We start from the raw sequence: 14,116 nt of genomic DNA, 5'->3' as shown, positions 1-14,116 counted from the left end.
GAGGTGGCGGTACGGGAGTGCTGAGTGATTCAAATTTGGATGACGCTTACGCTATCCGGTCATCCAAATCTGGACAACCCCTGGACCTCCGGCCATCCCTGCCGTCCAAATTTGGATAACGGTTACACTCAAGTCATGGCCGACCCCGAGGAGCACGCCTCCGACCTGCCTCGATGCCCGAACTCCGGGAGCGGGGAGCTGCTGCCCCCCGAGCTGCGCGGCTGGATGGTCGTACTGGCCGCCACGGGAGCGGTGGAGCAGCGGCTGCGTTCGGTGGTGAAGGAGCGGCTCGACGTCTCGCACGACGAGTTCCTCGTGCTGTGCCTGCTGGCGGAGTTCCCCAGCCTGCGCATGACGCGCGTCGCGGAGCTGCTGGGCCGCCCCAAGACCCGGCTGACCTACCAGGTCGCCTGCCTCCAGCACGCCGGCCTGGTCACCCGCCAGTCGGTCTGCGGCGACAAGCGGGGCGTGGAGATCGCCCTCACGGACAAGGCCCGCCACCTCCTCCGGGAGGCCTCCGGCGCACTCTCCGAAACGGTCACCGAGGCACTGGCCCACGTCATGGGAGCGGAGCAACGCGAGGCGGTACGGGGGCTGTTGTCGGCCCAGGCCGAGGAGACGGCCGAGACGGCCGAGACGGCCCAGACGGCCCAGACGGCCCAGACGGTCGGCGCGGCCGAAACGGTCGGCGCGGCCGAGTGAGCGGGCGCGGGCCGGAAGGGCGGAGGGGGTCGTAGCGCTACGAGGTGCACCGGCGACCGCGGCACCGCGAACCGGGACCGCTGGAACCGGGAACCGAGAACCGGGAGCCGGGGGCCGGGGCAGCGCCGGCGACCGCGGCACCGCGAGCCGGGACCGCTGGAACCGGGAGCCGGGGGCCGGGGCAGCGCCGGCGACCGCGGCACCGCGAGCCGGGACCGCTGGAACCGGGAGCCGGGGGCCGGGGCAGCGCCGGCGACCGCGGCACCGCGAACCGGGACCGCTGGAACCGAGGGCCGGGGGCCGGGGTAGGGCCGGCGGCCCGGACGGCGCCCGCGGCGGGGCCGGGCACCGTCGCCCGACCCCGCGCCCTCCGCCCGACGCCCAGCGAGCCGGGACCGCTGGGGCGTCACGCCCCAGACCGCAGCCCAGACCGAGACCGACGGCCCGCACGGCGCCCGCAGCGGGGTCGGGCACCGTCGCCCGACCCCGACCCCGCGCCCGGCACCGGACCCTCCACCGGCCCCTGACTCCAGCCCCGCCTCCAGCCCGGCACCGGGCCCTCCACCGGCCCCTGGCTCCAGCCCCGCCTCCAGCCCGGCTACCGCACTTCGGTGAGTTCCGAGGGCTCTCGGGTCTCCCGGTCAGTCTCGTCGTTCGTGTCCTTGCGGCGGTTCGGCAGGACCGCCAGGACGATCAGGGTGCCGGCGGCCATGATGACGCCGCCTATGAGGCTGGTGTGGGCGACGGCCTGGGCGAAGGAGTCGTGGACCGCCGCGATCAGGGCCTGGGCCTGCTGGGCACCGCCCGCGGGGTCCTTCGCGATCTGCTCGGCGACGGCGAGGCCACCGCCCACCGAGTCCTTGGCGGTCTCCAGCGCGGCGGCCGGGAGGTGGCCGCCCACCAGGTCGGTCAGCTTGTCGCGGTACGCGGTGGCGAGGAGCGAGCCGAGGACGGCGATGCCCAGGGAGCCGCCGAGCTCCAGCGCGGTGTCGTTGGCGCCGCCGCCGACGCCCAGCTCGGACTCGGGGAAGGAGCCCATGATCGTGTCGGTCGCCGGGGACACGCTGAGGCCGATCGCGAAGCCCAGCAGCAACAGGGAGGGCAGGAAGCCGGTGTACGTCGAGCCGCTCTCGACCCGGGTGAGCAGGAAGACACCGGTCGTGCCGATCAGCATGCCGGCCACGACCATCGGCTTCATGCCCAGCTTGGGCGTCAGCCGCCCGGTGACCGCCGCGCCCGCGAAGACCGCGCCGGCCAGCGGCAGCAGTCGTACGCCGGTCTCCAGGGCGTCGTAGCCGAGGACGAACTGCAGGAACTGGGTCGCGTAGTAGATCGAGCCGAAGGTGCCGAAGAAGAAGAACAGCACCGCGAGCATCGAGCCGGTGAAGGGGCGCGACCCGAACCGGCGCACGTCCAGCATGGGGTGCGGGTGGCGCAGTTCCCAGGCGACGAAGGCGAGCAGGCCGACGCCGGCGACCACGGCCGCGGTGATCGGCCCGGCGCCCCAGCCGAAGTGCGGGCCCTCGATGGTGGCGTAGACCAGCGCGCCGACGGAGACGATCGACAGCAGACCGCCGACGTAGTCGATACGGCCCATGCCGGCCGCCTTCGACGGCGGGACCAGCGCCAGCGCGCCGACGACGGCGACGGCCGCGATCGGGACGTTGGTCAGGAAGGTCGACCCCCAGGCGTGGTCCCGCAGCAGCCAGCCGGCGACCAGCGGGCCGACGGCGATGGCGAGGCCGGAGGTGGCGGTCCAGGCCGTGATGGCGCGGGCCCGCTCGCCCTTCGGGAACATCGCGACCAGCAGGGAGAGGGTGGCCGGCATGACGACGGCGGCGCCGACGCCCATGACCGCGCGGGCCGTGATGACCAGCGCGGTCTCGTCGACCAGGCTGCCCATGACCGAGCCCCCGGCGAACAGCAGCAGACCGCCGATCAGCGCGCCGCGGCGGCTGTACTTGTCCCCGATCGAACCGAGCACCAGCATCAGTGCGGCGTAGGGGACGGTGTAGCCGTCGATGACCCACTGCAGGTCGCTGCTGGACAGGCCCAGGTCGGTGGTCATGTCGGGCGCGGCCACGATCAGCGAGGTGTTCGCCATGACCACGATCAGCAGGCTCAGGCAGAGCACGATCAGCGCCCACCAGCGACGGGCATACGGCCCGCCCATCTTCTCGACGGGGGTGTTGGCGAGGAAGGGCATCGGAACTCCGGAAGGACGAGTTAATTGCACACCGATGTGCAGACTAGTTTGTTGCTCAACGCTGTGCAAATAGAAGCCGTCCCGGCAGCATGGAAAAGCGCACCGGGAACCCTTCGGGTCACACCGGTGCGACGAAGCAAACAGACAGAAAGAAGATCAGTCGTCGGGGTCGGCGTCCGCGGGACCCTCGTCCCACGCGACCTCCGCGACCACGGCCCGCGCCCGTTCCACCGGCACACCGGCCGCGATGAGCGCGGTGACGGCGGTCCGCGTGCCGTCGTCCTCCAGCGCCCCGGTGTTGACCTCCTCCAGGAGCGCGACCTGCATCGCCTCCAGGCCGGCGCTCAGCACGGCGGGCGGCAGCTGGGTCTGGAAGACGCCGTCGCGCTGGCCCCGCTCCAGGATGGCCGTGACCGCGTCGCGGGCCGGCGCCAGGATCTCGGAGACGCGCTCCATGCCCAGGTCACGCCGGGCCAGCGCGAGCAGCAGCCGGTAGCGGTCGCCCACCGGCCAGATCACATGGACGAAGTGGGCGAGGGCCCGCTCGGCCGGCTCCTCCGGGCCCGCCACGGCCGTCAGCGCGCGGCGCAGCGACTCGGACGCCTCTTCCGCGAGCGCCTCCAGAAGCGCCGAGCGCCCCGGGAAGTGCCCGAACAGGGTGCGTCGTACGACACCGGAGGCGCGGGCCAGCTCCTCCAGGGTGACGTCGGGGTTGCGGCCGAGCTCGCGGCGGGCCGTGGCGAGGATGCGCGCCCGGTTGGACCGTGAGTTGCGTCGCTGCGGCTCGCGGGCCACGGGTTTGGTCACGGCCTTGGTCACGGCAGAACCTCGGTGCATCGGTGCGGACGGCGGCCCGCCCATTCTGGCACGGCGCCCCGCACCCCCTCCGGGCACCACCACTCACCACACCCACACCGCTCGCCCCACCCGCACCCACCCCGACACGCCAAACTTGGTGCGCTCGCTTTCTTGAACTCTTCGCGTTTAGCCCACTAGGTTGTCCCCATGACTGCACCCGAGCCCCAAACCGTCGCCGAAGAGCTGCGCGGTGCCGGCCTGCGGGTGACGGCCGCCCGCGTCGCGCTCCTCGAAACCGTCCGGACCGGCGACCATCTCGACGTCGAGGCGATCGCGTCCGGAGTGCGCGGCCGCGTCGGTCACATCTCCGTCCAGGCCGTGTACGAGGCGCTCCACGCGCTGACCGCGGCCGGCCTCGTGCGCCGTCTCGAACCGCCCGGCAGCCCGGCCCGGTTCGAAGGACGCGTCGGGGACAACCACCACCATCTCGTGTGCCGCTCGTGCGGCGTCGTCGCCGACGTCGACTGCGCGGTCGGCCACGCCCCGTGTCTTACCGCGGTCGACGACCACGGCTTCTCGATCGACGAGGCCGAGGTCATCTACTGGGGTCTGTGCCCCGCCTGTTCCACCGCCGGTTCCACCGCAGGTACCGCAGCACTGTGATTCCCCCTGTTCGGAAGGATTCCCCCATGCCCGAGAACCACGACGCCATCGTCACCGACGCAAAGGAGGCGACGACGGGCGGTTGCCCGGTCGCGCACGACCGAGCCCTGCACCCGACCCAGGGTGGCGGCAACCGCCAGTGGTGGCCGGAGCGGCTCAACCTGAAGATCCTGGCCAAGAACCCGGCCGTGGCGAACCCGCTCGGTGAGGACTTCGACTACGCCGAGGCGTTCCGGGGCCTCGACCTCGCGGCCCTCAAACAGGACATCGCCGAGGTGCTCACCGACTCCCAGGACTGGTGGCCGGCCGACTTCGGCAACTACGGGCCGCTGATGATCCGGATGGCCTGGCACAGTGCGGGCACCTACCGCATCAGCGACGGCCGCGGTGGCGCCGGCGCCGGTCAGCAGCGCTTCGCGCCGCTGAACAGCTGGCCGGACAACGGCAACCTGGACAAGGCCCGCCGTCTGCTGTGGCCGGTGAAGAAGAAGTACGGCCAGAGCATCTCCTGGGCCGACCTGATGGTCCTGACCGGCAATGTCGCGCTGGAGCAGATGGGCTTCGAGACCTTCGGCTTCGGCGGCGGCCGCGCCGACGTCTGGGAGGCCGAGGAGGACGTCTACTGGGGTCCCGAGAAGGTCTGGCTGGACGACCAGCGCTACAGCGGCGACCGCGAGCTGGAGAACCCGCTCGGCGCCGTCCAGATGGGCCTTATCTACGTCAACCCCGAGGGCCCGAACGGCAACCCGGACCCGATCGCCTCGGCCCGCGACATCCGTGAGACCTTCCGCCGGATGGCGATGAACGACGAGGAGACCGTCGCCCTCATCGCCGGTGGCCACACCTTCGGCAAGACCCACGGCGCCGGCCCGGCGGACAACGTGGGCAACGACCCCGAGGCCGCCTCCATGGAGGAGCAGGGCCTGGGCTGGAAGTCCACCTACGGCACCGGCAAGGGCGGCGACGCCATCACCTCCGGTCTCGAGGTCACCTGGACCACCAAGCCCACCCAGTGGAGCAACGACTTCTTCGACATCCTCTTCGGCTACGAGTGGGAGCTGTCCGAGTCCCCCGCCGGCGCCAAGCAGTGGGTGGCCAAGGACGCCGAGGCGATCATCCCCGACGCGCACGACCCGTCGAAGAAGCGTCTGCCCACGATGCTCACCTCCGACCTGGCGCTGCGCCTCGACCCGGTCTACGGGCCGATCTCGCGCCGCTTCCACGAGAACCCGGCCGAGTTCGCGGACGCCTTCGCCCGCGCCTGGTTCAAGCTGACCCACCGTGACCTGGGCCCGAAGTCCCTGTACCTCGGCCCGGAGGTCCCGGCGGAGACCCTGCTCTGGCAGGACCCGCTGCCGCAGGCCGAGGGCGAGGCCATCGACGCCGCCGACGTCACGGCCCTCAAGGCCAAGCTGCTCGCGTCCGGGCTGACCGTCTCGCAGCTGGTGTCCACCGCGTGGGCGTCGGCCTCGACCTTCCGCGGCAGTGACAAGCGAGGCGGTGCCAACGGCGCCCGGATCCGTCTGGAGCCGCAGCGCGGCTGGGAGGCCAACGACCCCGACCAGCTGCGCCGCGTCCTGAGCGTCCTGGAGGGCGTCCAGGCCGAGTTCAACTCCGGCGCCAAGAAGGTCTCCCTGGCCGACCTGATCGTCCTCGGCGGTGCCGCCGCGGTCGAGAAGGCCGCCAAGGACGCCGGTGTCGACGTGGAGGTCCCCTTCACGCCGGGCCGTGTGGACGCGACCGAGGAGCACACGGACGCCGAGTCGTTCGCCGCGCTGGAGCCGACCTGGGACGGCTTCCGCAACTACCTCGGCAAGGCCACCCGCCTGCCGGCCGAGTACCTGCTGCTCGACAAGGCCAACCTGCTCACCCTGAGCGCCCCCGAGACGACCGCCCTCGTCGGCGGTCTGCGTGTCCTGGGCGCCAACAGCGGCCAGTCCGCGCACGGTGTGTTCACCGACACCCCGGGCGTGCTGACCAACGACTTCTTCGTCAACCTGCTCGACCTGGGCACGACGTGGAAGTCGACCTCGCAGGACCAGCACACCTTCGAGAGCCGCGACTCCACCACGGGCGAGCTGAAGTGGACCGGCACGCGTGCCGACCTGGTCTTCGGCTCCAACTCCGAGCTGCGCGCCCTCGCCGAGGTCTACGCGAGCGACGACGCGAAGGAGAAGTTCGTGAAGGACTTCGTCGACGCGTGGGTCAAGGTCTCGAACCTGGACCGGTTCGACCTGATCTGATCAACGGTTGAGAAAACCGAAGCCGCCCGGGCCCGGCCCGGGCGGCTTCGGCATGTCCGCTGCCGCTCAGGACGCCGTGTACCCCAACTGCCGCCGCATGTACGGCGTCATCAGTGTCTTCGCCTTGGCCAGTACGGAGGGCCGGCCCCCGAGTACGGCGCTGTCGCCGCCCGGCACCGGCAGCACGGTCAGTCCGTCGGCCGGGCCGAAGGGCACGATGATCGGGGTGCGCCGGACCGGCCGGTAGAGGCGGGGCTCCTTGCGGTGCCTGCTGTGCAGATGGGCGCGGATGTTCCAGGCGGCGAGGTCGGCCTGGGCGAGCGCGGCGGGGGTGATCTTGAGCTCGGAGGCGTCGTTGACGTCGCCGACCGCGAACACGTCCCGGTGTCCCCCGATCCTGAGCGTGCGGTCGACCTTGATGTGCCCGGCCGGGTTCAGCCAGTCGCCGTGCCCGGCCAGCCGCAGCCAGAGCGTGTTGGGGGTGGTGCCGGTGGCCCAGAAGGAGGTGTCGGCGCGGATGACGTCGCCGTGCGCGTCGCGGTAGGTGCCGAAGTCGTTGCCGGGGGACATGAAGGAGTCGAGCCGTACGTCCACGCCGTGGGACTCCAGCCAGGCGAGCGCCCGGCGTCCGGCCCGCTCACTGCCCGTGGCGTGCAGCAGCGACGCCCCGGAGTGGGCGAGGGTGACCCGCGCGTCGGGCCGGGCGAGGCGTATCTCGGCGCTGAGTTCGACGCCGGAGGGGCCGCCGCCGACGACCAGGACGTGGTCGGCGCCGGCGATCTTCTGCTGGTGCCCGGCGAACGCCTTCATCGCGTCCTCGGTGGTGGTGCCGGTGAAGCGGGCCGGTTCGGGGTAGTCGGCGCCGGTGGCGATGACCAGCACGTCGTACGGGAGGCGTTCGCCCGTGGCCAGGGCGACCTGCCGTTCGGCGGTGTCGATGCGGACCGCCTTGCCGACGGCCACCCGGCCGTGGCGCAGCAGCCGGTCGTAGGGGATGAAGGGGGTCACCGACCACTCGGGGCGCACTCCGGCGCGCAGGGAGGCGATACGGTGGAAGAAGACCTCCTTGCGGTCCACCAGGGTGACCCGTGCCGTCCCGTCCAGGCGTCTGGCCAGGCGGACACCCGCGTAGCCACCGCCGATCACCACTACGTCGCCGTCGTGCATACGACTCTCCAGAGCATGTGTGGGGGGAGAGATGTGGGAGAGAGAGTGGCGCGTTGTCTGGACCCCCGTCGGCCACTCGAACTGCGCCGAGCGTATCCCTTGAAACCTAAAGTTTTCGTCGGGGTCTGTGTGCGTTCTGTGAAGCGCGCGTGTGTGCCGGTTACCGCGCCGGTTACCGCAGCGCGGCCATGAACTTCCCCAACCGGCCGATTCCTTCGGCGAGTTCGTCGGCCGACGCCGCGTAGGACAGCCGTACGTGCGTCTCGGCGGTGGCCACGCCGAAGTCCCGGCCCGGGGTGAGCGCGACGTGCGCCTCCGCGAGCGCCCGGCGGCAGAACTCCCACGACGTGAGACCGGTGCCGGTGACGTCGAAGTAGACGTAGAACGCGCCGTCGGGCGGCACGGGGACCGGCAGGCCGATCCGCGCCAGACCGTCGAGGACGAGGGCCCGCCGCCGCCCGAACTCGGCGCGGCGCGCCTCGCAGACGGCGAGGGACTCGGGGGTGAAGCAGGCGAGGGCGGCGTGCTGGGCGGGGGTCGAGGCGCACAGGAAGTAGTTCTGGGCGAGGCGTTCCAGGGCCGGTACGAGGGGTTCGGGGACGACGCACCAGCCGAGCCGCCAGCCGGTCATGCCGAAGTACTTCGAGAAGCTGTTGATGACGACGGCCCCGGGGTCGAAGGAGAGCGCGCTGCGCGGGGCGCGTCCGTCGGCGTCGTGGTCGCCGAGGTCGAGGTAGATCTCGTCGACCACACGCCAGGCGTCGCGCTCGCGGGCCAGGTCGCAGAGGGCGGCGAGTTCGGCGGCCGGGACGGAGGTGCCGGTGGGGTTGGACGGGCTGGCGACCATGAGTCCGCGCGTCCGGTCCGTCCAACGGGCGCGTACGGAGGCGGAGTCGAGCTGGAAGCGGGTCCGCGCACTGGTGGGGACGAGGCCGACGCGGGCGCCGAAACTCTCGGCGATCTGCCGGTTGCACGGGTAGGACGGGTCCGCGATGAGCACCTCGTCACCGGGGTCGACGAGGGCCGCCGCGGCCAGCACCAGGGCGGCGGAGGCGCCGGCGGTCACCACCACCCGGGCGGGATCCACGTCGACGCCGTGCCGTGCGCCGTAGAACCCGGCGATGGCCCGGCGCAGCGCCGGCAGTCCGAGGGACTCCGTGTAGGTCATGGGCCGGCCGCCGTCGAGCGCCTGGCGCATGGCGTCCAGGACGGCCGGGGGCGCGCCGAAGTCCGGTTCGCCGAGGCTGAGTTTGACGACGTGGTGCCCCTGTGCCTCCAGTGCGGCGGCGTGCTTGCCGAACTCCATGGCGTAGAAGGGGGCGACGGACTGGGCGCGCTGCGAGATCCTCATGCGTCCCATGATGAGCGGCTTGTGCCGGCCCCGGCGCATGGCCGGCTCGGCCGGGGGGCATTGACTCCGGGATACGCACTTAGACTAGCCTTGCCTAAGTTGGCCGGTTCCGGAGGGTGGGCTGGTGGGAACAGGAAAGCCGTCAGGACGCGACGTCCTGGCACGCTCGATCAAGCAGCAAGGGCGTCGCGTGACGCTCTCCGCACTGCTCGGGGCGGCCCATCAACTGGGCGAGGTCTCCGTGCCGGTGCTCATCGGTGTCGTCATCGACCGGGCCGTGACCAGGTCGGACGGCGGTCTGCTGGTGCTCTGGCTCGGAGTGCTCGCCGTCGTCTACGTGGCGTTGTCGTGGAGCTTCCGGCTGGGCGCGCGCGCCGGTGAGCGCGCCGCCGAGGAGGCCGCCCACGACCTGCGGGTGGCGCTCGTGCGCCGGGTCCTGGACTCCCGGGGCGGCGCCGAAACGGGGCGGCTGCCCGGTGAACTCGCCAACATCGCCACCGAGGACGCCAAGCGCGTCGGCGCCGTCATCATGGCGCTGACGAGCGGGATCTGGGCCTGTGCGGGCGTCGCCGCCAGCGCGGTGGCCCTGCTGCTGATCTCGCTGCCGCTGGGGCTGATCGTGCTCCTCGGCACGCCCGCGCTGCTCTATGCCGGCCATCTGCTGAGCAAGCCGCTGGAGCGGCGCAGCGAGGCCGAGCAGGACCGCGCCGCGCACGCCTCCGGGGTGGCCGCCGACCTGGTGGCGGGACTCCGGGTGCTCAAGGGCATCGGGGCGCAGCGGGCGGCGGTCGAGCGCTACCGCCGCACCAGCCGTGACTCGCTCGCCGCGACCCTGCGGGCGGCGCGCGCCGAGTCCTGGCAGACGGGTCTCGTCATCGCCCTGACCGGCGGATTCCTCACACTCATCGCCCTGGTGGGCGGACGGCTGGCGCTCAGCGGCGACATCACGCTCGGCCAGTTGGTGTCCGCCGTCGCACTGGCGCTCTTCCTGCTCGGGCCTCTTGAGGTCTTCGCCTGGGTCAACGCCGAACTCGCCCAGGGCCGCGCCTCGGCCGCCCGGGTCGCCGAGGTGCTCGCCGCCGAGCCCGCCGTCGCCTCGGGCGACGCCGCGCCGACAGCTCCGGTGCGCGGGGCCGTGCGGCTGCGCGGGGTACGCCTCGAAGGACTCGACGGCCTCGACCTCGAACTGCCGGCCGGCGAGCTGACCGGCGTCGCCGTCACCGATCCGGCCGACGCGCGGGCCCTGTTGCGCTGCCTGGGCCGCGACGCCGATCCGGAGGCCGGACACGTCGAGCTGGACGGCGTACCTCTGACGTCCCTGGACCCGGCCCTCCTGCGCACCGCGATCCTGGTCTCCGCCCATGACGCCGCGCTGTTCGAGGGCTCCCTCGCGGAGAACGTCACGCCGCTCGCCGACTCCGGGGACCCCGAGGAGACCCAACGCTTCATGGCCGCCGCCTGTGCCGACGAGGTCGCGCGTTCGCTGCCGTACGGCGACGCCACCGACGTCGGGGAGGGCGGCCGTTCGCTGTCCGGGGGGCAGCGGCAGCGGGTGCTGCTCGCGCGGGCCCTGCGGGCCGGACGGGAGGTGCTCGTGGTGCACGACCCGACGACCGCCGTCGACGCCGTGACCGAGGCGCGGATCGCCGAGGGCATCCGTGAGGTGCGGGGCGGCCGTACGACGGTCCTGGTGACCAACAGCCCGGCCCTGCTCGCCGTCACCGACCGGGTGGTCCTGCTGGACCGCGGCCGGGTCGGCGCCCAGGGCACGCACGCCGAGCTCGTGCGCGACGACGCGGCCTACCGGACGGCGGTACTGGCATGACCGAAGAGACCGTGACCACGGGCAGGGAACTGCTGCCCACCGCCACTCCCGCGCGCACCCGTCGGGCCGTACGCGAGCTGGTGCGTCCGCACCGGACGCTGGCCGTCTGCGCGTTCGGGCTGATGGTGGTCGCCACCTCGGTCGGGCTGCTCACCCAGCCGCTGCTGGGCCGCATCGTCGACCTGGTCACCGAGCACCGCTCCCCCGACGCGCTCACCGCGCCCGTCGTCGCGCTGGCCGTGGTCGCGGTCGTGCAGGGCGTGACCACCGCGCTCGGCATGTCCCTGGTGTCCCGGCTCGGCGAGACCGTGCTGGCCCGGCTGCGTGAACTGTTCGTGGAACGGGCGCTGTTGCTGCCCCTGGACCGGCTGGAGAAGGCCGGCTCCGGCGACCTCAACTCCCGCGTCACCCGGGACGTTTCGCGGGTCGCGGACGCGGTGCGCACCGCGCTGCCCGAACTGGCCCGCTCGGCGCTGGCGATCGTGCTGACGCTGGGCGCCCTGGCCCTGCTGGACTGGCGGTTCCTGCTGGCCGCGCTGATCGCCGTGCCCGTGCAGGCGCACACCGCCCGCTGGTACGTGCGCAACGCCGTCCCGATCTACGCCAAGGAGCGGATCGCGACCGGTGCCCAGCAGCAGCAGTTGCTCGACAGCATCGGCGGCGCGACGACCGTACGGGCGCACCGACTTGAGGCCGCGCACACCCGGCAGGTCACCGAACGCTCGCGCGGGGCCGTCGAGTTGACGATGCGTGGCGTCGGTCTCGTACTGCGCTTCTACAGCCGGCTGCACATCGCGGAGTACGCCGGTCTCGCGGCCGTTCTGGTCACCGGCTTCCTGATGGTCCGGTCGGGGGCCGCCTCCCTCGGCACGGCGACGGCCGCGGCGCTGTACTTCCACAGTCTGTTCGGACCGGTCAACACCGCGCTGGTGCTGCTCGACGACGCCCAGTCGGCGACGGCCGGACTCGCCCGCCTCATCGGCGTCGTGGACGAGCCGCCCGCCGAGGAGGCCGCGAGCGGCGACGCCCTGTCCGACGAGGTCACGCTCGCCGGCGTCTCGCACGCCTACCTGCCCGGCCGGCCGGTGCTGCACGAAGTGGATCTGACGGTCCGTCCGAAGGAGCGGGTCGCACTCGTCGGCACCTCCGGCGCGGGCAAGACGACCCTGGCCAAGCTGGTGGCGGGACTGCACCGCCCGACCGCGGGCCGGGTCGACGTCGGCGGCGCCGAGCCGGACGAGTACGGCCGTACGGTCGCGCTGGTCACCCAGGAGGTGCACGTCTTCGCCGGACCGCTCACCGACGACCTGCGGCTGGCCCGTCCGGACGCGACCGACGGGGAGCTGCTGGAGGCGCTGTCCGCCGTGGGCGCCCTCGGCTGGGCCGAGGCGCTGCCGGACGGGATCACCACCGTGGTCGGCGACGGCGGCCACCAGCTGACCCCCGACCGCGCCCAGCAACTCGCCCTGGCCCGGCTGATGTTGGCCGATCCGCCGGTCGTCGTGCTGGACGAGGCGACGGCCGAGGCGGGCAGTTCCGGCGCCCGGCAACTGGAGTCGGCCGCGGAGCAGGCGCTGAAGGGGCGGACCGCGATCGTCGTGGCGCACCGGCTCAGCCAGGCCGCGAGCGCCGACCGGGTCGTCGTCCTGCGGGACGGCCGCGTCGTGGAGAACGGCACCCACGACGAACTCCTCGCCGCCGAGGGGTCGTACGCGGCCCTGTGGCGGGCCTGGTCCGACCAGCGCACCGAACCCCCCGCCCACTGAACCCCGTCACCCCCCGCTGCCCACCTCACCGACCCAACCGTAAGGATCACTCGATGGCCCGTGTCAGAAGAGCCACCCGGCTGACCGGACTGCTCACCTCCGTACTGCTGCTCGTCGGCACCGCCGCCGCCTGCGGCTCCTCCGACGACGACTCCGGCTCGTCCGGCGCCGCCGCCTCGCAGTCCTCCTCGGCGTCGAGCAGCGCCTTCCCCGTCACCATCCAGCACAAGTACGGCAGTACGACGATCAAGTCCGAGCCGAAGCGGATCGTCACCGTCGGTCTGACGGACCAGGACGCGGTGCTCGCGCTCGGCAAGGTGCCCGTGGGCACGACCGAGTGGCTGGGCGGTTACAAGGGCGCGATCGGCCCGTGGGCCGAGGACAAGCTGGGCTCGGCGGCGGCGCCGACCGTCCTGAAGGACACCGGCACCGGGCCGCAGGTGGAGAAGATCGCCGCGCTCAGGCCCGACCTGATCCTCGCCCTCTACTCCGGCCTGACGAAGGCGCAGTACGACAGCCTGTCGAAGTTCGCTCCGGTCATCGCCCAGCCGAAGGCGTACAACGACTACGGCATTCCGTGGCAGCAGCAGACCGAGACGATCGGCAAGGCGCTCGGCAAGGAGGCCGAGGCCAAGACGCTCGTCGCGGGTGTCGAGGACAAGTTCGCCGCGGCGAAGAAGGCCAACCCGGCGTTCGTCGGCGCGACCGGTGTGATGGCTACGCCGTACGAGGGCACCTTCGTCTACGGCAGCCAGGACACCCGTTCGCGGCTTCTGGAGGACCTCGGCTTCGCGATGCCGAAGGACCTGGACAAGGTGATCGGTGACTCGTTCGGCGCCAACATCAGCAAGGAGAGATTCGACCTGCTGAACCAGGACGTCGCGGTGTGGATCGTGCCCGACCTCACCACGGCGGTGAAGAAGCTGCACGACGACAAGGTGTACGGCGACCAGAACGTGGTGAAGCAGGGCCGCGAGGTCTTCATCCAGGAGACCGGCGACTACGGCAACGCGGTCTCGCTGTCGACCGTGCTGAGCATCCCGTACGTCCTCGACCGCCTGGTGCCGCAGCTCGCGGCGGCGGTGGACGGCAAGACGGCGACGAAGGTGGAGCAGCCGGCTTCCTGAACGTCCGGTGTGCACGAAGAAGGGGCGGCCCCGAGGGGCCGCCCCTTCTTCTCGTTCCCCTCAGGCGCGGTCGGCGAGGCTCTTGGGCCGCATGTCCGTCCAGTGGGTCTCGACGAAGTCCAGGCACTCCTGGCGAGCCGCCGGGCCGTGCACGGCCCGCCAGCCGGCCGGGATGTCGACGAACTGCGGCCACAGGCTGTGCTGGCCCTCGTCGTTGACGAGGACGGAGTAGACGCCGTCGGCGTTCTCGAACGGGTTGCTCATGGCT

General features: G+C 72.2%; 11 protein-coding genes. 6 read left to right on the top strand and 5 right to left on the bottom strand.

Features of this window, described 5'->3' with window-relative positions:
* The first annotated feature begins 135 nt into the window (after positions 1-135).
* Positions 136-702, top strand: a complete 567-nt coding sequence (locus ACFPIH_RS11920; RefSeq protein ID WP_381174153.1) for a MarR family winged helix-turn-helix transcriptional regulator — start codon at positions 136-138, stop codon at positions 700-702.
* A gap of 598 nt (positions 703-1,300) precedes the next feature.
* Here ACFPIH_RS11920 and ACFPIH_RS11915 read toward each other — a convergent pair.
* Positions 1,301-2,908, bottom strand: a complete 1,608-nt coding sequence (locus ACFPIH_RS11915) for an MFS transporter (RefSeq protein ID WP_381174151.1) — start codon at positions 2,906-2,908, stop codon at positions 1,301-1,303.
* A gap of 156 nt (positions 2,909-3,064) precedes the next feature.
* A complete protein-coding gene (locus ACFPIH_RS11910; protein WP_381174296.1) occupies positions 3,065-3,715 on the bottom strand; it encodes a TetR/AcrR family transcriptional regulator in 651 nt (216 codons plus the stop codon).
* 198 nt (positions 3,716-3,913) lie between these two features.
* Between ACFPIH_RS11910 and ACFPIH_RS11905 the strand changes: the two genes are divergently transcribed.
* Together ACFPIH_RS11905 and katG are read left to right on the top strand one after the other, a co-directional pair.
* A complete protein-coding gene (locus ACFPIH_RS11905; RefSeq protein WP_381174149.1) occupies positions 3,914-4,369 on the top strand; it encodes a Fur family transcriptional regulator in 456 nt (151 codons plus the stop codon).
* A gap of 26 nt (positions 4,370-4,395) precedes the next feature.
* Entirely contained in the window at positions 4,396-6,612 is a 2,217-nt protein-coding gene (gene katG / locus ACFPIH_RS11900; protein WP_381174148.1) for a catalase/peroxidase HPI, read from the top strand.
* 66 nt (positions 6,613-6,678) lie between these two features.
* Here katG and ACFPIH_RS11895 read toward each other — a convergent pair whose 3' ends face one another.
* Positions 6,679-7,779 carry an NAD(P)/FAD-dependent oxidoreductase gene (locus ACFPIH_RS11895; RefSeq protein ID WP_381174146.1) on the bottom strand — a complete coding sequence of 367 codons (1,101 nt, stop codon included), beginning with the start codon at positions 7,777-7,779 and terminating at the stop codon, positions 6,679-6,681.
* Between the two features lie 172 nt (positions 7,780-7,951).
* Positions 7,952-9,130, bottom strand: coding sequence for a pyridoxal phosphate-dependent aminotransferase (locus ACFPIH_RS11890; protein ID WP_381174144.1), 1,179 nt, complete (start codon positions 9,128-9,130; stop codon positions 7,952-7,954).
* Positions 9,131-9,254: 124 nt separating this feature from the next.
* Between ACFPIH_RS11890 and ACFPIH_RS11885 the strand changes: the two genes are divergently transcribed.
* The 3 genes from ACFPIH_RS11885 to ACFPIH_RS11875 are packed head-to-tail and all read left to right on the top strand — an operon-like array spanning position 9,255 to position 13,848.
* Complete coding sequence (locus tag ACFPIH_RS11885; protein WP_381174142.1) at positions 9,255-10,955, top strand: ABC transporter ATP-binding protein; 1,701 nt, start codon at positions 9,255-9,257, stop codon at positions 10,953-10,955.
* Positions 10,952-12,721, top strand: coding sequence for an ABC transporter ATP-binding protein (locus ACFPIH_RS11880; protein ID WP_381174140.1), 1,770 nt, complete (start codon positions 10,952-10,954; stop codon positions 12,719-12,721). The genes ACFPIH_RS11885 and ACFPIH_RS11880 overlap by 4 nt, the downstream gene beginning before the upstream one ends.
* 53 nt (positions 12,722-12,774) lie before the next feature.
* Positions 12,775-13,848, top strand: coding sequence for an iron-siderophore ABC transporter substrate-binding protein (locus ACFPIH_RS11875; protein WP_381174138.1), 1,074 nt, complete (start codon positions 12,775-12,777; stop codon positions 13,846-13,848).
* Between the two features lie 60 nt (positions 13,849-13,908).
* Here ACFPIH_RS11875 and ACFPIH_RS11870 read toward each other — a convergent pair whose 3' ends face one another.
* The gene (locus ACFPIH_RS11870; protein ID WP_381174136.1) at positions 13,909-14,112 is read right to left on the bottom strand and encodes an MbtH family protein; all 204 of its coding nucleotides are present in this window, start codon (positions 14,110-14,112) and stop codon (positions 13,909-13,911) included.
* Positions 14,113-14,116: the final 4 nt, after the last annotated feature.

This window comes from Streptomyces vulcanius, assembly GCF_042653945.1.
Taxonomy (GTDB): domain Bacteria; phylum Actinomycetota; class Actinomycetes; order Streptomycetales; family Streptomycetaceae; genus Streptomyces; species Streptomyces mangrovi.
The sequence above is the reverse complement of the archived record's forward strand: the minus strand, read 5'-3'. Positions and strand labels throughout refer to the sequence as shown.